Annotated in this window: 16 protein-coding genes and 1 pseudogene; 7 read left to right on the top strand and 10 right to left on the bottom strand. The window is 67.1% G+C overall.

Annotation, left to right across the window (positions count from 1 at the left end; all coding sequences use genetic code 11):
* Window positions 1–3: 3 nt before the first annotated feature.
* From HWX55_RS05285 to HWX55_RS05295, 3 genes are all read left to right on the top strand, one after another.
* Entirely contained in the window at window positions 4–2,061 is a 2,058-nt protein-coding gene (locus tag HWX55_RS05285; protein WP_279612664.1) for a pilus assembly protein TadG-related protein, read from the top strand.
* 108 nt (window positions 2,062–2,169) lie between these two features.
* Complete coding sequence (locus HWX55_RS05290) at window positions 2,170–3,561, top strand: sigma-54 dependent transcriptional regulator (RefSeq protein WP_069621389.1); 1,392 nt, start codon at window positions 2,170–2,172, stop codon at window positions 3,559–3,561.
* A gap of 54 nt (window positions 3,562–3,615) precedes the next feature.
* Window positions 3,616–4,323, top strand: a complete 708-nt coding sequence (locus HWX55_RS05295) for a DUF2968 domain-containing protein (RefSeq protein ID WP_175974496.1) — start codon at window positions 3,616–3,618, stop codon at window positions 4,321–4,323.
* Window positions 4,324–4,407: 84 nt separating this feature from the next.
* On the opposite strand, the gene hfq is transcribed toward HWX55_RS05295, so the two are convergent.
* Complete coding sequence (gene hfq / locus HWX55_RS05300; RefSeq protein ID WP_006495323.1) at window positions 4,408–4,977, bottom strand: RNA chaperone Hfq; 570 nt, start codon at window positions 4,975–4,977, stop codon at window positions 4,408–4,410.
* A gap of 295 nt (window positions 4,978–5,272) precedes the next feature.
* Between hfq and HWX55_RS05305 the strand changes: the two genes are divergently transcribed.
* A complete protein-coding gene (locus HWX55_RS05305) occupies window positions 5,273–5,563 on the top strand; it encodes a hypothetical protein (protein WP_089488641.1) in 291 nt (96 codons plus the stop codon).
* 27 nt (window positions 5,564–5,590) lie between these two features.
* On the opposite strand, the gene HWX55_RS05310 is transcribed toward HWX55_RS05305, so the two are convergent.
* The 4 genes from HWX55_RS05310 to HWX55_RS05325 all read right to left on the bottom strand — a co-directional run bounded on the left by HWX55_RS05310 (window position 5,591) and on the right by HWX55_RS05325 (window position 10,707).
* Window positions 5,591–6,508, bottom strand: coding sequence for a DUF1571 domain-containing protein (locus tag HWX55_RS05310; protein ID WP_175974498.1), 918 nt, complete (start codon window positions 6,506–6,508; stop codon window positions 5,591–5,593).
* Between the two features lie 29 nt (window positions 6,509–6,537).
* A complete protein-coding gene (locus HWX55_RS05315) occupies window positions 6,538–8,292 on the bottom strand; it encodes an AMP-binding protein (protein WP_175974500.1) in 1,755 nt (584 codons plus the stop codon).
* 157 nt (window positions 8,293–8,449) lie between these two features.
* On the bottom strand, window positions 8,450–9,271 hold the full coding sequence (locus HWX55_RS05320; protein ID WP_175974502.1) for a TetR/AcrR family transcriptional regulator: 822 nt from the start codon (window positions 9,269–9,271) through the stop codon (window positions 8,450–8,452).
* Between the two features lie 215 nt (window positions 9,272–9,486).
* Window positions 9,487–10,707: an MFS transporter gene (locus tag HWX55_RS05325; RefSeq protein WP_175974504.1), complete on the bottom strand. Its 1,221-nt coding sequence runs from the start codon at window positions 10,705–10,707 to the stop codon at window positions 9,487–9,489.
* A gap of 280 nt (window positions 10,708–10,987) precedes the next feature.
* On the opposite strand from HWX55_RS05325, the gene HWX55_RS05330 reads away from it, so the two are divergent.
* From HWX55_RS05330 to HWX55_RS05340, 3 genes and pseudogenes are all read left to right on the top strand, one after another.
* The gene (locus HWX55_RS05330; RefSeq protein WP_175974506.1) at window positions 10,988–11,530 is read left to right on the top strand and encodes a GNAT family N-acetyltransferase; all 543 of its coding nucleotides are present in this window, start codon (window positions 10,988–10,990) and stop codon (window positions 11,528–11,530) included.
* 125 nt (window positions 11,531–11,655) lie between these two features.
* A complete protein-coding gene (locus HWX55_RS05335) occupies window positions 11,656–12,282 on the top strand; it encodes a ParB-like protein (protein WP_050012516.1) in 627 nt (208 codons plus the stop codon).
* A 24-nt stretch (window positions 12,283–12,306) separates the two neighbouring features.
* Window positions 12,307–14,041, top strand: a pseudogene (locus HWX55_RS05340) (SulP family inorganic anion transporter).
* 22 nt (window positions 14,042–14,063) lie between these two features.
* Here the strand turns inward: HWX55_RS05340 and HWX55_RS05345 are convergent.
* The 5 genes from HWX55_RS05345 to HWX55_RS05365 all read right to left on the bottom strand — a co-directional run bounded on the left by HWX55_RS05345 (window position 14,064) and on the right by HWX55_RS05365 (window position 20,037).
* Window positions 14,064–15,002, bottom strand: coding sequence for a carbohydrate kinase (locus tag HWX55_RS05345; RefSeq protein ID WP_175974508.1), 939 nt, complete (start codon window positions 15,000–15,002; stop codon window positions 14,064–14,066).
* 142 nt (window positions 15,003–15,144) lie between these two features.
* Window positions 15,145–16,086 carry an ABC transporter substrate-binding protein gene (locus tag HWX55_RS05350; RefSeq protein ID WP_175974510.1) on the bottom strand — a complete coding sequence of 314 codons (942 nt, stop codon included), beginning with the start codon at window positions 16,084–16,086 and terminating at the stop codon, window positions 15,145–15,147.
* 86 nt (window positions 16,087–16,172) lie between these two features.
* Window positions 16,173–17,210 (bottom strand): ribose ABC transporter permease, encoded by a 1,038-nt coding sequence (locus tag HWX55_RS05355; protein WP_175974512.1) that lies wholly within the window; start codon window positions 17,208–17,210, stop codon window positions 16,173–16,175.
* Between the two features lie 39 nt (window positions 17,211–17,249).
* A complete protein-coding gene (locus tag HWX55_RS05360; RefSeq protein WP_124556384.1) occupies window positions 17,250–18,803 on the bottom strand; it encodes a sugar ABC transporter ATP-binding protein in 1,554 nt (517 codons plus the stop codon).
* Complete coding sequence (locus tag HWX55_RS05365; RefSeq protein WP_175974514.1) at window positions 18,790–20,037, bottom strand: ROK family protein; 1,248 nt, start codon at window positions 20,035–20,037, stop codon at window positions 18,790–18,792. Before HWX55_RS05365 ends, HWX55_RS05360 begins: the two co-directional genes overlap by 14 nt.
* Between the last annotated feature and the right edge of the window lie 303 nt (window positions 20,038–20,340).

A 20,340-nucleotide genomic window follows, 5' to 3' on the forward strand; every position in this document is an offset into this window, starting at 1 on the left:
ACCATGCGCGCAGATCAGTCGCACACGGCGCGGCGGGGCAGCGCCGGTCGTCCCGGGATAAACCGCCAGCGCGGTAGCGTCGCGATCATGGCGACGATCTGGGTGCTGGTCGCGATCATTGTCCTGGGCGCGATCGACGTCGGCCATTTCTATGCCGAAAGACGCCGGATGCAAGCGGCGGCCGATTTGGCCGCGTTATCGGCAGTCTCTCAGGTGACGACCGACGCGACTTGCCAGGCAGCGAGGACCGCAGCCAGCCAAATCGCGAACCCGGCGACGAATGCATTGCCGGACGGTTCGAAAGTTTCCGTGTCGTGCGGCATCTGGACCGCGCCTCAGGGCGGCGGCAGCGCGCAGTTCACACGGGTGTCGGGCGACACAATCAGCGGTAACCAGTGCGCTGGGCTCTCTGCGGGAACGGTCAATGGCCAATCGACCAACGCCGTTTGCGTCACGGTGACCGAGCCGGTCGACGGGATTTTTCGCGGCGGCGTCACGATTGGCGGATCGGCCATTGCCAAGAGCGTACCGACCGACACTTTTACGCTGACCACGTCGCTTGCAGCGTTGAACGGTGGATTGGCCAACCAATTGCTCAAGGCGCTGACACGGTCAAACGACAATGCGCTGAATCTCCAGCTGGTTGACTATCAGGGACTCGCGCAAGTCAACTTGAAGCTGGCCGGCATTCTTGCCAATCTCCCGGTCGGCACCAGTACAGGCGTGCTGAATGGCACCGTGACGCTCGGTCAACTGGCGAATGCCGCGGTGCAGGCGGCGACGCAGCAGAGCGTAGCCGCGGCGAACCTGAAGGTGCTGAATGCATTGGTCATCGCCCTTTGTCCGGGGGGAGTCTGTGGCGGGCCGCAGATCGCGCTCGGTCAACTGGTTTCCGCTGCGACCGCGACGGGAAGCTCTGCCGTCAATGCCAGCGTCAATGCACTCGGATTACTGTCGACGGCATTGCAAATCGCGAACGGCACGAATTCGGTCGACATCCCCAGCGTCACGGTTCAGACGCCTACCGCGCTCTCACCGCTACTGAACGTGGCCGTGTCGGGTTCAGTCAAGTTGGGGGCCAATCCGCCGTCCACGGCGAGCGGTCCGCCCGGGCCGTTGAATTGCGGGACGTCCGATTGCGCAACCAGCACGTCGACCGCGCAGGGCAACGTGTTCCTCAATACGTCGATCTCGCTGCTGTCAAGCTGCCCCACCGGTGGATTGGTCTTTCCGGGTGGCAGTTGTCCGTCAGGTAATCCGACGCCGCTTGCTGCCGTTCAATTGCCGATTACAGCGTATGTGGCGCCCGCCACGGCAGGCCTGGCGTCCGTCAGCTGTTCGGCGGACGGTACGAAAAGCGCGACAGTGAACGTGCAGACCGGAGTCGTCGCCGTCTATATCGGGGGGTCTTCAAGTACGAAGATCAATCTCTCCGCTCCGTCCGGTTATTCGCCCGACGGTAGCGCGGCTCCGATTCCGCTGGTGTCCGTCAATCTGAGTAGTTTGCTCAATCTGCTGAACCTCGGCGGACTGTCGTCTACGCTGGCAGTATTGATCAAGACCCTGACGCTGGGTATCGTCGATCTGAACGCAATTTCGGTCAACATTGGCTTGCGGCCCGGGCAAATGACGACAGTGCCCGTCGCTAATCAAAGTCCGACGCCGTTGCTGTTCTCATATCCGGGATCTCAATCATCCGCTGCACCGAATCCACCGTCGCCATACACGCTGGGCACGGGAACGGACCAGTTCCTGTCGCCGGCGGTGACGGGCATCACGAACAATGGTCTCACGGTGTCGTTGGCGCTGGGTGACAGTGGATTGCTCGGAGCGCTGAAAGCAGTAGGCATCGATCTGACCGGGGTATTGAGTCAGTTGTTGAGTAACCTTCTCGGACCGCTTCTGAGCGCGCTCGGGAATACGCTCGTTCCGCTCCTCCTGCAACCGATCGATTCGCTCCTGACTTCCGTCACGGGCCTGCTCGGCCTGAGCCTAGGGAACGCCTATGTCACGAACACGCCGGATTCGATCAAATGCGGCAATCCCATGCTGGTTCAATAAATGCCCGAACGTTCCGTTATCGAAGCAGCCGGTATCGTCGCTGCCCGCAGCCGGCCGCTGATCTGCAACGCCAGGCAACCCGTCAATTACTGAAGCCGCACCCGAAACATGAGAACCACGCCCGCAATCGAAGAGCTCGACCTGTACGTCTGGGAAGGCAAGGCGGACATCGTCGACCGCGTCGCCCGATGCATGGCGAGCTTCGACGTCGAAGTGATCCGCGCCGACAACGCGACGGTCTCGCCCGAGCGCGCCGCGATGCGGCGGTCGCTGGCGATCATCAGCGTGACGATGATCGAAGGCGGCGCGGCATTCCTGCGCGACTGGCAGGCCAATATCGGCATGCCGGTCGTCTGGGTCGGCGCGGCGCGCGACCACGACGCGTCGCAGTATCCACCCGAGTATTCGCACATCCTGCCGCTCGACTTCACGTGCGCGGAACTGCGCGGCATGATCGGCAAGCTCGTCACGCAACTGCGCGCGCACGCCGCCGAAACGTTGCGGCCGTCGGAACTCGTCGCGCACTCCGAATCGATGCAGGCGCTGCTGCACGAAGTCGATACGTTCGCCGACTGCGACACCAACGTGCTGCTGCACGGCGAAACCGGCGTCGGCAAGGAGCGCATCGCGCAACTGCTGCACGAAAAGCATTCGCGCTATCGGCACGGCGAGTTCGTGCCGGTGAACTGCGGCGCGATTCCGGACGGCCTGTTCGAATCGCTGTTCTTCGGCCATGCGAAAGGGTCGTTCACGGGCGCGGTTGTTGCGCATAAAGGCTATTTCGAGCAGGCGGCCGGCGGCACGCTGTTCCTCGACGAAGTCGGCGATCTGCCGCTGTACCAGCAGGTGAAGCTGCTGCGCGTGCTCGAGGACGGCGCGGTGCTGCGCGTCGGCGCGACGGCGCCGGTCAAGGTCGATTTCCGTCTGGTCGCGGCGAGCAACAAGAAGCTGCCACAGCTCGTGAAGGAAGGGCTGTTCCGCGCGGACCTCTATTACCGGCTCGCGGTGATCGAGTTGAGCATCCCGTCGCTGGAAGAGCGCGGTGCGGTGGACAAGATCGCGCTGTTCAAGTCGTTCGTCGCCCAGGTGGTCGGCGAGGAGCGCCTCGCCGAGTTGTCGGACCTACCGTACTGGCTCACGGATTCGGTTGCGGACAGCTATTTCCCCGGCAACGTGCGCGAACTGCGCAACCTCGCCGAGCGCGTCGGCGTGACGGTGCGGCAGACGGGCGGCTGGGATGCCGCGCGGCTGCAGCGGCTGATCGCGCACGCACGCAGCTCGGCCCAGCCGGTGCCGGCGGAGAGTGCGGCCGAGGTGTTCGTTGATCGCAGCAAGTGGGACATGAACGAGCGTAACCGTGTGATCGCGGCGCTCGACGCCAACGGTTGGCGGCGTCAGGACACGGCCCAGCAGCTCGGCATCAGCCGCAAGGTGTTGTGGGAAAAAATGCGCAAGTACCAGATCTTCGACGAAGAGCCCGAGACCCGCGAAAGCGAGTAATTAATGAGATAAAATCGCGTGGAATGACAACGATCCGCGCGGGAATAAAACTTCATGAGCCATATGACGGGGTTGGGGCGGGTGAGCGTATTGCTCGCCCTGGTAGGAGGCATGCAAGGCGCGTTCGCGCAGGGGCTGGCAGGCAGCGATCCGTCGGCGGTGCAGCCGGCGTCGGCGCCGGTGGCCGCGATTCCGGTGATCGATTCGCAGGCGCAGACGCCGGTGCAGCCGCAGGCCGGCGAGTCGACGGGGCCGAGCACGGTCGACGATTTGCAGCGCCAGATCCAGGCGCATTCGCTGACGGAAATGCGCACGAGCTACAACGGCAGCTACGGCGCGAGCCTGCTGTTCAACGTCAAGGACGGTGCGTATTTCGTCGCGCTGTTTCAGCAGAAGGCGTTCTGGCGCGTGATCAAGACTTACAACGAAGCGCGGGCGGAAGCGATCTATCGCGATTTCTCGCACCAGGCCGAGCGGCTGGCCGTCGACGAACTGCGCGCGGCGAAGCTGGAATCGCAGAAGGCGCAGATGGACAAGCAGATCGAAGTCGTGCAGGACCGCGCGCGGCGTCTGCAGGCGGACATCTCGATCGCCCGCCAGCAGCAGGCGGCGGTGGCGGATCGCCAGAAGAGCGTGCGGAGCGAAACGGCGACGCTGCAGGCGCAACAGGCTCAACTTCAGTCGCAACTGCGGGCGTTGCAGCAGCAGGTGCGTTCGTTGCAGCGCGAGGCCAACGCGGGCCTGCCGGCGACGGCACGCTGAACCCGGTCGCGGCGGCGGTGCGGCGACGTGCCGCGCCGGCCGTACCAGTGAAAAGGGCAAGCCGGTTGGCTTGCCCTTTTTGTTTTACTGGCCGTCCGGCACGATTCGCCGGCGCCGCGTCACGATGACCGGCCCGTTGCCGCCGCGGGAATCCGACGGCGCGGCGTTGCCGGATGCGTCGCCGGTGTCGCGCGGCGCGCCGTAGCTTTCGCGCGGTTCACGCGGTGCGCCGTAGCCTTCGCGCGGCTCACGCGAGCCGTAACCCTCGCGCGGTTCGCGCGAACCGTAGCCTTCACGCGGCTCGCGGGAGCCGTAGCCGCCGTCGCCGCGCGATTCGCGCGGCCCGCCGTGCGAGCCGTACGGGCTGTGACCGCCGCCTTCACGGCCGCCGGGGCGACCGCCGGTGCGCGGGCCGCGGGGGCCGCCGCCGCCCGGGCGCGAGCCGCCCGTATCGAGCTGGATCGTGGAAATCGCACGCTTGTAGATGCCTTGCAGACCCACGGGGGTGCGCAGCATCACCAGATACTGGTCGAACGACTCGATACATCCCGTCAGACGAATGCCGTTGACGAGATAGATTTCAACACGCTTACGTTCCTTGCGCGCCGAATTGATGAAGTCGTTTTGCGGATGGGATTCTGCGGGATTGGCCATTGAGGTGCGGCAGGAGCCTGCGTCAGAGAATATGTTGTGCGTGTGTGTGGCGTGTTCGTCCACAAGGCGTTTGGCGGAATTCTACCCTGTTCGATAGGGGAGCGCGCAGTCGCGATTGTGTCGAACCGTAACCCACTATAGACGTTCCGGCGCATTTTCGCGATTAGGCCGAACGGCCGAAGCCGTTTCGTTACGCTGCGTTACGACTCTCGCAGCCCCGTATCACCTCGGTGCGCGCGCCGCGCTTACATTGGTCGCGCGAGCCGGGCGGGCCGGCTTATCAGGGATGCGGAGCATGAACAAGAGGCAAGTCGCAGTGGTGATCGGGAGCATGGCGTTGCTCGTTTCCGGCAGTGCAATGGCGGGGCGTGTGGATCTGTCGGTCGGCATCGGCGTACCGGTCGCGCCGGTAGCACCGGTCTATGTCGAGCCGGCGCCGGTCTATGTAGCGCCGCAGCCGGCCGTCGTCGCCTATCCGGGCTACGGGTATGGCTACTACGGCGATGACGACGACGACCGCTACCGCAAGTGGCGCAAGCACTATTACAAGCACTGGCATCGTCACCACGACGACGATGACGATTGACCCCGTGGCGAGTCGCGCCGACGCGCGTCAGAATGCGTAATCCGGGTTTTTCGGGTCGAATGCGGTGTCGTCGAGGGGCGTCGGCGCGATTTTCTCGATGACGATCCGCTCGAAAATCCTGCCGTCGTTGTCATAGGACTCGACGGTCCGGAAATAGGGTGCGTGCAGGTCGAGCCCCAGCACTTCCTTCTTCGCATAGAACTGCGGCCGGCCGGTCGGCGTTTCGTAGGTGAGCGCGACGACGCGCACGCCGTCGATCGTCCGGGCCTCCACGTCGGTCGGCCGCTGCACGCCGGCTTCCACGTATTTCTTTCCCTCGGTCAGGTACAGGTTCGCGATGAACTCGGTGCCGAGATCCTTCACCTGATGATTCGACTGGGCGCGCGCGAGCGCGCCGTCGATCGCCGTCCACAGCGGAATCTTGCCGAGCAGGCCGCCGAGGTGGCCATACATCTCGTCCTTGCGCTGCGTCGTGTCATAGATCGTCTCCTGTCCGGCATGCGCGCCGCCCGGCAACCATTTCGCATACACGCGCAGCGGCTCGCGGGTCGTTTTCACGAGCATGCGATCGGGCGTGTCGGGCCATTTTCCGCTGATGCGCTCCTGGCGCACCATCGTGAACTGGTAGGACGGATAGCCGTTCGGGCCGTTACGGATATAGAGCGGCACGGCGAGCGGATCGAGCGCCTTGAAGAGCGCGGTGAGCGTCGTGTCGTCGAGCTGCGCGAGCGTGCCGCGCTGGGCCGCCGTGCGCAGCCAGCGCGCCTGTTGCGCAACCGGCTCGTGCGTGACCTTCGCGAGCTCCGCCGGCAGCGCGGCCGCCTGCGCCGCGCTCGCGGCGCCGGCCGTTTCCTGCGCATGCAGCGCGGCTTGCGCGAGCGCCAGCGCGCACGCGACGGTCGCCACGGCGGCATGCCGCGCGCGGCGTTTCATTCGTTCGTTCATCGACGGCGTCTCCCGGAGCGATGGATCGTTCAGCCTTGCTTCGCGGCCTTGAGTTTGGCGAGTTCCTCGTCGCGCAGCGCGCGGCGCAGGATCTTGCCGACGTTCGTCTGCGGCAGCGCGTCGCGAAACTCGACGAATTTCGGCATCTTGTAGCCGGTCAGGTTCTTGCGGCAGTGCGCGAGCACGTCCTCGGCCGTCAGCGACGGGTCGCGCCGCACGACGAACACCTTGATCCGTTCGCCCTGGACCTCGTCCGGAATGCCGATCGCCGCGGCTTCGCTGATGCCGGGATGCATCACGAGCACTTCCTCGATCTCGTTCGGATACACGTTGAAGCCCGACACGAGAATCATGTCCTTCTTGCGGTCGATCAGGCGGATGAAGCCGCGCTCGTCCATCACGCCGATGTCGCCGGTGGCGAGCCAGCCGTCGGCGTCGATCACCTTCGCCGTCTCGTCGGGGCGCTGCCAGTAGCCGCGCATCACCTGCGGGCCGTGCACGCACAGCTCGCCCGGCTCGCCGATCGCGGCCCAGGTGCCGTCCTCGCGGCGAAAACGCACGACGGTCGACGGCGCGGGCAGCCCGATCGAACCGCTGAACGCGGCCATGTCGTTCAGGTCCACGGGATTCATCGTGACGATCGGCGAACACTCGGTGAGGCCGTAGCCTTCGACCACCGGCCGGCCCGTCACCTGCTGGAAGCGCTCGGCGACCGCGCGCTGCATCGCCATCCCGCCCGCCATCGCGAGCTTGAGCTTCGAGAAGTCGCGTTTGCGGAATTCCTCGTTGTCGAGGAACGCGTTGTACAGCGTGTTGATGCCGGTGATCCCCGTGAACGTCTCGTGGCGGATGATCTTCATCACCATCTTCATGTCGCGCGGGTTCGCGATCAGGATGTTGCGCCCGCCGAGCCCCATGAAGATGAACGCGTTCACCGTCAGCGAATAGATGTGATAGAGCGGCAGCGGCGTGAGCACGGTCTCGACGTCGCCCGACACCTGGTCGGCGATCCAGGCCTTCGCCTGCAGCAGGTTCGCGATCAGGTTGCCGTGCGTGAGCATCGCGCCTTTCGCGACGCCGGTCGTGCCGCCCGTGTACTGCAGGAACGCGAGATCGTCGCGCGTGATCTGCACCGGTTGCGGCGTGCCGCGCGCGCCGAGCGCGAGCGCGGAACGCAGCCGGATAGCCTGCGGCAGGTGGTAGTCCGGCACGAGTTTCTTCACGTGCTTCAGCACGAAATTGATCAGGCGGCCTTTCGCGTTGAGGCCGTCGGCGAGCAGGTCGCCGAGCGCGGTGACGACGATGTGCTTCACCTGCGTTTCCGGCAGCGCGTCCTGCAGCGTGCGCGCGAAGTTCTCGAACACGACGATCGTCTGCGCGCCGCTGTCCTTCAACTGATGCGCGAGTTCGCGCGCGGTGTACAGCGGATTCACGTTGACGACGATCGCACCGGCCTTCAGCGTGCCGAACAGCGCGACCGGATACTGGAACGTGTTCGGCAGCATGATCGCGACACGGTCGCCGGGCTTCACGCCGACGCTTTGCAGATAGGACGCGAATGCGTCGACCTTCCGCGCGAGCGTGCGGTAGGTCATCGACGCGCCGGCGCTCACGTAGGCGACGCGCTCGGCGAAGCGGGTCGTGCATTCGTCGAAGAACTGCACGAGCGACGCGTATTGCGTGACGTCGATCTCGTGCGGAACGCCGGGCGGGTACGACGCGTACCAGACGGCGTCGGTGTTCGGCGGAAGTTGGGCCGAGGTGGGTGCTGCGGAAGATGACATGACGTGTCTCCGGTCTTGGCTCTCGGCGAGGGCCCGCGCGTCAGCGCGTGCCCATGCCCCGTGCTTCGCGGCTCATCGACGCGGGCGTCTCGACGCCGCGCCCGACCGCGCGTATCAATCAAATCGTGAACAGGAAGCCGCGCGTGGCCTCGCGCGCTCAGTTCGTGGAATGCAGCGTGGCCGCCTCGACGGCTGTCGTGCCCGACTGCGGCAGCCCGAACGCTTCGCTTGCGCCCGCGTCGTCGAGTACGGCCGCGAAGATCGACAGTTGCGCGCTGTCGGGCATCGGCGCCTTCAGCGCGGCGACGATCAGCGACGACAGCCGCGCGATCATCTGCACGTCGTTCATCGTGCGGCCTTGCGAGAATTCGTCGATCAGGCTTTCCGTTTCGGCGCCCGCGAGCGCGCCGGACAGCGCGCCGATCGCGAAGTGCAGCCGCCAGCCGAGCTCGGTGCGCGGCAGGTGCGGCAGCGCGCGCTGGAACGCGTCGAAGAAGCGGCCCGCGACGCTCGCGTAATGCGCGGTCAGGAAGTTGCGCACGAACGGCGAAGGATCGGTGTACGCGCGGCCGATCAGCCGCAGGAACCCGGGCCCGCCGCGTTCGGGGTTGCGCGATGCCTTCAGCGCCGGAATGAACATCGCGCCGAGCACGTGCTCGCAGGTGATGTGCGTGCCGAGCTGCGCATCGAAGCGGTCGAGGATGCCGAGGCGTTCCTGGTTCAGCTGGTCGAGCCGGCGCGACAGCATCGCGTGGATCAGCGCTTCCTTGCTGCCGAAGTGGTAGTTGACCGCGGCGAGATTGACCGTCGCGCGCGACGTGATCTGCCGCATCGACATCGCTTCGAAGCCATGTTCGATGAACAGATCCTCGGCCGCATCGAGAATGCGCGCCTTCGTCCCGCCGGTCTGCCGCGTGCCGGATGACCGTGCCCCCGACGGCCGTCCCGCGGATGGCCGCCCCTCCTGACTTACTGCCATGTTCCGCCTCCCATGCCAGTTTCCCGGCCGCGAACAGGTGATTTGATTATCTGATTCAAACAGTCGTTTTTATTAAGATAAAAAATCGCGGGCGGACCGGGCAAGCGCGGAATCTGGATCAATTCCTCTAGTTCGATGTGCGGGTGCGGAAAGCACGGCGCCCGCGCCCGGCGGGGCGCGGCGCGCGCGATGACGCGGTGCCGCAACGTGCGGGGTCACCCGGTAGTGGTACGCGTATTGACCGATTGCGTCATGTCGATGCCGCGCCGCTCGCGGCTGAACAGGATCAGTACGGCGATCGCGACGGCGACGATGCCGGCCACGAGCGCGAGCGCGAAGCCGTAATTGTCGTGGTTCGACACGGCGAGCGACGCCTGCATCGTCGCGTTGCCCGACGCGAGCAGGTTGCCGAGCTGGTAGACGACGCCGGGGAAGGTCGCGCGGATCTCGTCGGGCGAGATCTCGTTCAGGTGAACCGGTATCACGCCCCATGCGCCCTGTACCGAGATCTGCATCAGGAACGCGCCGGCGGCGAGCGCGATCGCGCCGCTGGAGAACGCCCACAGCGGCAGCACGGGCAGCGCGATCAGCGCGGCGATGAAGATCGCACGGCGCCGGCCGATCCGCTCCGAGATCGCGCCGAACGACAGCCCGCCGACGATCGCGCCGACGTTCAGCACGATCGTGATCCACGACACGGTATGCGGATCGAAGTGATGCTGTTCGCGCAGGAAGGTCGGATAGAGATCCTGCGTGCCGTGCGAGAAGAAGTTGAACGCGGTCATCAGCACGATCGCGTAGATCGTGAGCTTCCAGTTCTGTTTCAGCGTGGCGCCGAGGCTCGGGCGCGCGCGCTTCTCCATCTGTTTCCAGGCCGGCGATTCGGGCACGTGGGCGCGGACGTACAGCACGAGCAGCGCGGGCAGCACGCCGACCATGAACATCCCGCGCCAGCCGATGTATTGGTAGAACAGGCCGAACACGACCGACGCGAGCAGATAGCCGCTCGGGTAGCCGGCCTGCAGCAGCCCGGACACGAGGCCGCGCGCGTGGGTCGGCACGGTTTCCATCGTCAGCGCGGAGCCGACGCCCCATTCACCGCCCATCGCGATGCCGAACAGCGCGCGCAGCACGAGCAGCGCGGTCAGGCTCGGCGCGAAACCCGACGCGAGCTCGAGTAGCGAATAGCATGCGATGTTGACCATCAGCGTCGGGCGGCGACCGAAGCGGTCGGCGAGCCGGCCGAAGATCAGCGCGCCGAGCGGTCGCATCGCGAGCGTCAGCGTGAGCGCGAACGCGACGGCGGGGATCGTCGACGCGAATTCCGCGGCGATGTCCTTCAGCACGAAAACCATCAGGAAAAAGTCGAACGCATCGAGCGTCCAGCCCAGATAGGCGGCGATCGTGACGTTGCGTTGCTCGCGGGTCCAGCTCATGTGCGGGTCTCCTCGTTGGCTTGCGCGCTCGCGATTGTGCATGCGGATGCCGGCCCGGCTCGCGCGCGGCGCGGGGCACTGATCGAGTGTAGGCTCGCGCGCCGCGCGAGGTGGGGCGCGATAGCCGCGAATCGGGAATAATCCCTACGAAATGCACTGTTTCGGAAATGGAAACGGAGCCGCGCGAGGCGCGCGACCGGACTCTGTATCATTCCGGAAGGCTTTTTGTATAAGTTCTGTAATGCGCGCGCTGCGCATCGCCACCGAATCAGGAGTCCCGATGAACGACCGTTCCGCCACTGCATTGCCCGTGCTCGAAACCGCGCGGCTGTGGCTGCGTCCGCGCGTGCTGGCCGATCTCGATGCGTGCATCGAGATGGATCGCGATCCCGAGGTCACGCGCCACATCGCGGGCCCGTGGCACGACCCCGTCGAGCATCGCCGCTTCGTCACGCACCGGATCACGCGCGACTATCCGCCCGGTCTCGGCTACTGGTCGATCTTCGAGAAGGCCGCGCCCGAGGTGTTCATCGGCTGGATCCTGCTGATCCCCGACTACAAGGACGGGGCGCGCGACGTCGAGATCGGCTGGCGGCTCGTGCGTGCGACGTGGGGGCGCGGCATCGCGAGCGAAGCCGCGGCGGCCGTCGTGCGGCACGCGTTCGACACCGTGCGCCTGCCGCGCGTGATCGCCGATATCGCGGAGGCCAACAGCGGCTCGCTGAACGTGGCGCGCAAGCTCGGAATGCGGCGCGTGAGCATCGTGCACGACGGCATTCCCTACATTCGGCATCGTCTCGAACGGAACGATTTGCGCGCGTAGCGCGGCGTCGTGCAGGCAGCGGGCGTCGCGGATCGTCGACCGAACGCGGATCACGACGATGACGGATTAACGGCGCGCGCGATCAGGAGTATCGTTGCCGGAATTTCGCTACATGGGGTACGACCATGGCACTCGGCAACGACGTTCATCTCATTCCCGTCAGGCTCGACGCGCTGCGTCCGACCCAGATGACGGTCGGCTATCGCGAAGTGAAGGCGAAGCGCAAGCACTGGAAGGCGCTGAACCGGCGCGCCCGCAAGGCCGCGATCGAATCGCACTGGTTCCCGGCCGTGCTCGGCCCAGGCGGGCTGCACTACATCACCGATCATCATCATCTCGGCCTCGCGCTGATCGAGGAGGGCGAGGCGCGGGTGAACGCGATGCTGCTGAAGGATCTGTCGTGGCTCGACGACACGATCTTCTGGCGGATGATGGAACACAACCAGTGGGTGCATCCGTTCGGCCCGGACGGCTCGCGGCGCGACTATGCGCATTTGCCGAAGGCGCTGACGGGCCTCGAGGACGATCCGTACCGCAGCCTCGCCGGCGAGCTGCGCACGGCGGGCGGCTATGCGAAGGACGCGACGCCGTTCAGCGAATTCCTGTGGGCCGACTATCTGCGCCAGCACGTGACGCTCGACCAGATCCGCAAGAACTTCGCGAAGGCGCTCGACGTCGCGCTGCATCGCGCGCACGAGCAGGATGCGCGCTATCTGCCCGGCTGGTCGGGCGTGATTGCCGTCAAACCCTGACCGGCGCACGGCGCGCACCGCCTCATGACGATCGCCCCGATCCGTCCCGACGCCGGCCCGCAACATCCGGACCATTTCGCGACGCTCGACGCGCCGCCCGCGCCGCGCACGCGGCGCGTCGGCCTCGATGCGCTGGCCGGCCTGTCGATTGCCGGCCTGCTGATTCCCGAGGCGGTCGCGTATGCGGGGCTCGCCAACCTGCCGCCGCAGGCCGGCCTGATCGCGCTGCTGTCGGGGCTCGTCGTCTATGCGCTGACGGGCAGCAGCCGCTTCGCGATCGTGTCGTCGACGTCGTCGTCGGCCGCGGTGCTCGCCGCGACCGTGCTCGCCGAATCGGGGATGGCGCTGGCCGCGCAGCTCGCGCTGGCGGCGGCGCTCGTCGCGATGACGGGCGTGCTGTTCATCCTGGCCGGCGTCGCGCGGCTCGGCGGCATGTCGGATTTCGTCGCGCGGCCCGTGCTGCGCGGTTTCACGTTCGGTCTCGCGCTGACGATCGTCATCAAGCAGCTGCCGAAGATTCTCGCGATTGCCGTGCAGCGCCGCGCCGCACGTCGCGCTCGACCTGCTCGCCGGCGCGCCGCACGCGAACCTCGCGAGCGTCGTGCTCGGCGCGACCGCGCTCGCGCTGCTGTTCGTGCTCGGGCGCCGCTCGCGCGTGCCCGCGACGCTCGTCGTGATCGTGCTGTCGATCGCGGCGAGTTATGCGGTCGACTGGCAACGGTACGGCATCGCGATCGTCGGCCATATCGACTTCCGGCACCTCGAATTCGGCTTGCCGCATCTCGATCGCAATGCGTGGATGCAGACGGTCGAGCTCGCATTCGCGCTGATGCTGATCCTGTACGCGGAATCGTACGGATCGATCCGCAATTTCGCGCTGAAGCACGGCGATACCGTGTCGCCGAACCGCGACCTCGTCGCGCTCGGCTGCGCGAACCTCGTGTCGGGCCTGCTGCACGGGATGCCGGTCGGCGCCGGCTATTCGGCGACGTCGGCGAACGAGGCGGCCGGTGCGCAGTCGCGCGTGGCTGGCCTGTGGGCGGCCGGCGTGGTCGCGCTGATCGTGTGGCTGCTGCTGCCGCAGCTCGCGCGCACGCCCGAGCCGGTGCTCGCGGCGATCGTGATCTTCGCCGTCAGCCATTCGCTGCACCCATCCGTGTTCCGGCCGTACTGGGCCTGGCATCGCGACCGGCTCGTCGTGATCGCGGCGCTGCTCGCGGTGCTCGTGCTCGGCGTGCTGCACGGGCTGCTCGCGGCCATCGGCGTGAGCCTGCTGCTGACGCTGCGCAAGCTGTCCGAGCCGAACGTCAGCGTGCTCGGCCGGCTGCGCGACAGCCACGATTTCGTCGACGTCGCGAGCCATGCCGATGCGAAGCCCGTGTCGGGCGTGCTGATCGTGCGGCCCGAGGCGCAGCTGTTCTTCGCGAACGCGGACCGGATGCTCAATCGCGTGCGGGCGCTGATGAAGGCCGCGCCGGACACGCATACCGTGATGGTGAGTCTCGAGGAAACGCCGGATGTCGACGGCACGACGATCGAATCGTTGCGCACGTTCGCGGCCGAATGCGCGGCGCGCGGGCTGCGGCTCGCGCTCGTGCGACTCAAGGTGCACGCGCTGCATGCGCTGCGCCGCGCGGCGGACGGTACGCTGCACGCCGACGTGATGTCGGAGCTGAGCGTCGATGAAAGCCTGCAACTGCTGCAGGCGGGCAGGCCGCCGAACGGCAGCGGCGGCAGCGAAGGCACGAGCGCCGCGTGACGGCGCGGCGCGTCGGCGCCGTCTATGGCGAAAGCGCGGCGCCGGCGGCGGTGCGCTCGATCATGTCGGCCACTTCCGCGGCCGTCGGCGCATAGGCGCCCGCATGTTCACACGCGACGGCCGCGCACGCGGCCGCGTGGCGCAGATGCTCGGCGGCCGACGCATCGGGCCGCGCAAGCTGGCTCGCGAGCCAGCCGCCGATGCTCGCATCGCCGCAGCCGACCGTATCGGCGACTTCAGTCGGGAACGCAGGCTGGAACAGCACGGTATCGCGATGCAGCAGTTGCATGCCGGCCGCGCCGCGCGTGACGAGCATCGTCGCGTCGGGCGCCCACGCGCGCAGTTGCGCGAGCGCGGCTGCTTCGTCGAGTTCCGGAAACAGCCCACGCAAATCCTCGTCGGATACCTTGATCCAGTCGGCGAGCGCGGTCAGCCGGCGCAGCGTGTCGCGATACGACGGCGCGGCCATCGGCGCGCGGAAGTTCGGATCGAACGAGATCCGCTTGCCGGCCGCGCGCGCGGCCTGCGCGAGCGCGATCAGGCGCGACGCGAGCGGCTCGCGCACGACACCGAGCGAGCCGACGTGCACGATGTCGGCCGCGTCGAACGCGCCGGCCGGCAAGTCGGCCGGATCGAACGCGAGATCGGCGCTGTTTTCTCCGATGAAGAAATAGTCGGGCGGCTGCTTCGATACGACCATCGCGAGCAGCGGCGCGCGGTCGACCTGCCGGATGAAGCGCATGTCGAGCCCCGCGTCGGCGCTCTTGCGCATCAGCTCGTCGCCGAAGGTGTCGCGGCTGACCGTGCCGGCGAAGGCCGTCGGTACGCCGAGTCGCGCGCCGACGCGCGCGACGTTCCAGCACGAGCCGCCGGCGATGCTGTGCCAGTGGTTTGCGTCGTCGCGGATGAAATCGGTCAGCGCTTCGCCGAACACGATCAGGCGGGGAAACGTCGTCGTCATGTTGAAACCTTGTGCCGCGGCGTCGCGCGCGGCCGTACGGCGGTTGATCTGAATCTGAATGGTCGGGCAGTGCGGGCCGTCGCGTGCGGCGACGCGGCCCGCCACCGCCCGGCTTCGCGGGCGGGCGGCGCGCTCGCCGCGATCAGCGCGGGGCGCTCCAGCCCTTGTAGGTCTTCACGTTGTCGCGCGTGACGAGCGTCGGCTCGATCAGGATCATCGGGTTGGCCGGCTTCTGGCCGTTCATGATCCCGTAGCCGACGTTGACGGCCTGCTGCGCCATCGCCCACGGATCCTGGCTCGACGACGCCTGCACGAGCGTATTCGACTTGAGTGCGACCTCGATGTCGGGCGCGCCGTCGACCGACGTGATCACGATGTTCGGACGGTTCAGCTGTTTCGCCGCGAGATCGGTGCCGATCGCCTGCGGGTCGTTGATCGCGAACACGCCGTCGAGCTTCGGAAAGCGTGTCAGGTAGCCCTGCATCGCATTCATCCCGCCTTCGCGCGAGCCCTTGCCGTCCTGGTCGCTCGACAGCAGCTTGATGCCGGCGTTTTTCGCGAGCACGGCCTTGCAGCCGTTCACGCGATCGATCACGGCCGACACCTGCGGGCCATTCTCGATGATCACGTTGCCCTTGCCGTTCAGCTTCTTCGCGAGGTAGTCGCACGCGAGTTCGCCGGCCTTCACGTTGTTGGTCTGCACGGTCGCGTTCGCGCCGGCCGCCGCGACGTCCACCGCGACGACCGTGATGCCGGCCGCCTGCGCCTTCTTCACCGCCGGCTCGATCGCCTTCGGATCGGTCGCGTTGAGCAGGATCATGTCGACGTGCGCGGAGATGAAGTTGTCGATCTGCGTGAACTGCTTGTTCAGGTCGTAGTCGGCCGAGACGGCCGTGACCTTCGCATTCGGGTTGAGCTGCTTCGCGCGCGCTTCGGCGCCTTTCACGATCGTGACGAAGTACGGGTTGCCGAGCGAGCCGACCGTGACGCCGATCGATTTCAGCGGCTTGTCGGCTGCATGGGCGACGGCGCTGAAGGCGAGTGCGCAGGCGACGGCGGTCAGGGCGGCGGTGTGCTTGAACATGTCGTTGTGTCTCCGAGAGGTCTGTTGGCGAACGGGCGCAGGAGGACCTGCCTGCACCTTGATGGTTGAATGGTAAGAGACGGGTATCAGGTACGGGCCGAGTCGCGCTGGCGATAGCGGTCGAGCGCGACCGCGCCGATGATCACCAGCCCCTTGATGATGTACTGCCAGATGTCGGACACGCCGAGCAGCACGAGGCCGTTGGTCAGCACCGCGATGATCAGCGCGCCGATCAGCGTGCCGACGATCGAACCGACGCCGCCGACGAAGCTCGTGCCGCCGAGGATCACCGCGGCGATCGCGTCGAGCTCGTACGACTGGCCGAGCTGCAGGCCGTTGGCCGCATACAGGCGCGCGGCCGACATCACCGCGCCGAGGCCGGCGAGCAGGCCCGACGCCGCATACACGAACATCTGGATCGCCCGCACGTTGATGCCCGACAGGCGCGCGGCTTCCGGATTGCCGCCGACCGAATAGATCCGCATCCCGAGGACCGTGCGGCGCAGGATGAACCACGAGATCGCGATTACCGCGCACGCGATCACGACGAGCCACGGCACGCCGAGGATCGAGCCGTTGCCGATGAATGCGAACGGCAGTTGCGGGTTGAACACGGTCGTGTCGTTGCCGATCAGCCGCGCGACGCCACGCACGGCCGTCATCGCGCCGAGCGTGACGATGAACGGCGGCAGGCGCAGGAACGAGATCAGCCCGCCGTTGATCGCGCCGAACACGAGGCCGACGACGAGCGCGAACGGCACGCCGAGCCAGCCCCAGCCGGGAATGGTCGACGCGATCAGCGCCGCGACGGCCGCGGCGGCGAGCACCGAGCCGACCGACAGGTCGATGCCGCCCGTCAGGATCACGAAGGTCATGCCGGCGGCGAGCACGATGTTGATCGACGCCTGCTGCGTGACGATCGACAGGTTCTGCAGCGTGAAGAAACCGTCGGTCAGGAAGCCGAAGCCGACGCACAGGACCAGCAGCACCGGCAGCATGCCGGCCGTGCGGATCAGCGATTGCATGCGGGCGCGATGATCGGCGCCGCGCATCAGGGGCGTGCGGTGGGGAACCGGATGGGCGGTCGCGGAAGCGAGGTTCCGCTGCTTGGTCGGGTTGATCATTTCGGTACCTTGAATGAAGAGGGAAATGAAGGGGCCGTGTCAGTGCGCGTCGGCCAGTTCGGCCTGCGAGCCGGTGGCGAGCGCGATGATCGCTTCCTGCGTGATCGGCGTATGCGTGTGCCCGCCGAGTTCGCCCGCGATCTCGCCTTCGCGCATCACGAGCACGCGGTCGGCGACGCCAATGATTTCCGGCAGCTCGCTCGAGATCACGATCACGCCCACGCCGGCACGGGCCAGTTCGTTGATGATCCGGTAGATCTCGGATTTCGCGCCGATGTCGACGCCGCGCGTCGGTTCGTCGAGGATCAGCACGCGCGGCTTCGTCTCGAGCAGGCGCGACAGCAGCACTTTCTGCTGGTTGCCGCCCGACAGCGCGCCGACGTTGACGTTCGCGTGCGGGACGCGGATCGACAGCGATGCAATCGCGTCGCGCGCGCGTTCGGCGCCGCGGGCGAGGTCGAGCGCGCCGAGCCGCGCATCGCGGTTGCACACCGAGATATTGATGTTGTCGCGCACGCTCATGTCGAGGAACAGGCCCTGGCGCTTGCGGTCTTCCGTCAGGTAGACGAGGCCCGCGTCGATCGCGTCGCGTGGCGAGTGCGCGCCGAACGTGCGCTCGCCCAGCTTCACGTCGCCGCGCACGCGCGGCTCGGCCCCGAAGATCAGCCGTGCGAGCTCGGTGCGGCCCGCGCCGACGAGCCCTGCGATGCCGAGCACTTCGCCGGCGTGCAGGTCGAGGCTGCAGCCGCGCACGCGCGCGCCGTCGGCGATGTCGCGGACCGACAGCAGCAGGTGACCGGGGTCGTACGGCGCGTGTTCCTTCTTGTAGAAGCCGGAGATGTCGCGGCCGACCATCATCGCGACGAGCCGCTCGGCCGACAGCGCCTCGCGTTCGAGCGTGCCGACGTACGTGCCGTCGCGCAGCACCGACACGCGATCGGACAGCTCGTAGATCTCCGCCATCCGGTGGCTGATGTAAATGATCGCGAGGCCTTCCTCGCGCAACTGGCGGATCAGGCGGAACAGGTGTTCGGTTTCGCGCGACGACAGCGGCGTGGTCGGCTCGTCCATCACGAGGATGCGGGCGCGGGTGTGCACGGCGCGCGCGATTTCGACGAGCTGCTGTTCGGCGATCGACAGCGTGTCGACGAGCGTGTCGGGCCCGAACGGGGCGCCCAGGCGCGCAAGCACGTCCTGGCAGCCGCGCGCCATCGCGGCGCGGTCGATCGTGCCCCAGCGGCGGTTGCCGCGGCGCAGTTCGCGGCCGACGTAGATGTTTTCCGCGACGGTCAGGTTCGGCGACAGGCACAGCTCCTGGTAGATCACCGCGACGCCGGCATCGCGCGCGGCGAGCGGGCCGTCGATGTCGATGCGTTGGCCGTCGATCAGGATCTCGCCGCCGGCGTCGGCGCGGTACGCGCCCGACAGGATCTTCATCAGCGTCGATTTGCCCGCGCCGTTCTCGCCCATCAGCGAGTGGATCTCGCCCGGATAGACGGTGAGGCTGACGTTGTCGAGCGCGCGCACGGCCGGGAACGTCTTGCTGATTCCGCGCATCTCGAGCAGCGGGCGGGGCGACTCAGAACGCGACATGGTGGACCTCCTGCAAATCGGTGCGGGCGCCCTTGAGGATGCCGGCCCGCGGGGAGAAGTTGAAAAACATCGGCAGCGTGGCGGCGCCGATCGCGCCGGCGTCGGCGCCGAACGTGCCGCGCACGAGCACGGGCGTGCCGCGCGCCTCGGGCGCGGTGGCCACGAGCGCCGCGCGCAGGCGGGTCGTGACCGCGTCGAGCAGGCCCGCGTCGGTGTCGGCGTCGATCACGACCACCGGCGCGTCGATCACGCACAGCACCGCGCGCAACGCCGGCGCGAGCGCGTCGACGCAGTCGTCGATCCATTCGTCGACGGCCGGCAGGCCGCGGGCGATGCATGCTTCGAGATCGGCGCGGTTCTCGACCGTCTCGCCGTGATGGCGCAGGTGACGCACGAGCGCATGCAGCGAGGCGCGCGCGAGCAGGATGTCCCACTGGCCGCGCGGCGGCGGCGCGGACGCCAGCCGGCTCGGCGGCACCGGAATCACCGCGATGTCGCCGGCATTGCCGGTCACGCCGCGCAGGCAGTCGCCGTCGATCGCGATGCCGCCACCGATCGCCGGCCCGATGAACAGGTAGACGAAGTCGTCGCACTGCCGGCCGTACCCGTAGAACAGTTCGGCGATCGCGGCCGCGTTGCCGTCGTTTTCGCCGAATACCGGCAGCGACAGTGTCCGGCCGAGGTCGGCCGCGAAATCGACGTCTTCCCACGCGCGGAACGTGTCGGGCGCGAGGCCGAGCTCGCGCATCCACGCGCCGAGGTTGTACGGCTGTGCAACGCCGACGCCGGTCAGGCGCGCACGTTCATGGTCGGGGAGCAGCGCCTGCATCGCGTCGATGTCGTGACGCACGATCTCAAGCACGTCGGCAGGCGCGGGAAGCAGCGTGTCGTGCGAGCGGCGGCCGAGCACGTCGCCTGCGAAGTTCACGAGCGCCGTCTCGATGCGCATCCGGTCGAGATGGACGCCGATGCCGAACGCGCCGCGCGGATCGAGGCGGATCAGCGACGCCGGCTGGCCGCGCTGGCCTTCGGTGCGGCCCGCGAATTCGATCAGCTTCGCGTCGGCGAGGGACGCGATGATGCTGCCGACCGCCGTCCCCGTCATGCTCGCGAGACGGGCGAGATCGGCCTTCGAGGCGCTGCCCGCACGGCGCAGCGTCTTCAGCAGCAGGCGCTCGTTGTAACGGCGCACGTTGGCCGAATTGCTTCCCTGGCCGAAGTGCGGGCTTCTCATGGCGTCTCCTTCCATGTCGCACCGCTCGGCGGCGCATTAAATAAATCACGTTGATTTATTTAACCGCGTGAGCGGCGACCTGTCAGCCTAGGGAAATCCCGGTTGTATCGGGGAAATGATGGCCGGGCGCGGCCCGGGACACGCTGCGACAGCGGCGATTTCGAATTCGTCTGATGGATTTGCTGCCGGCCGCGCGTCACGATTGCCGGTCGGGCTGCATGCGACAGCGCAGCCGGAAGAGGGCGATGTCTGCCGGCGCCGCGCGATGCGAGGCCGGCAGCGTCGGTCATTCATCGTTCATTG

The sequence above is a fragment of the Burkholderia sp. BCC1047 genome (assembly GCF_902833155.1).
GTDB classification, from domain to species: Bacteria; Pseudomonadota; Gammaproteobacteria; order Burkholderiales; family Burkholderiaceae; genus Burkholderia; species Burkholderia sola.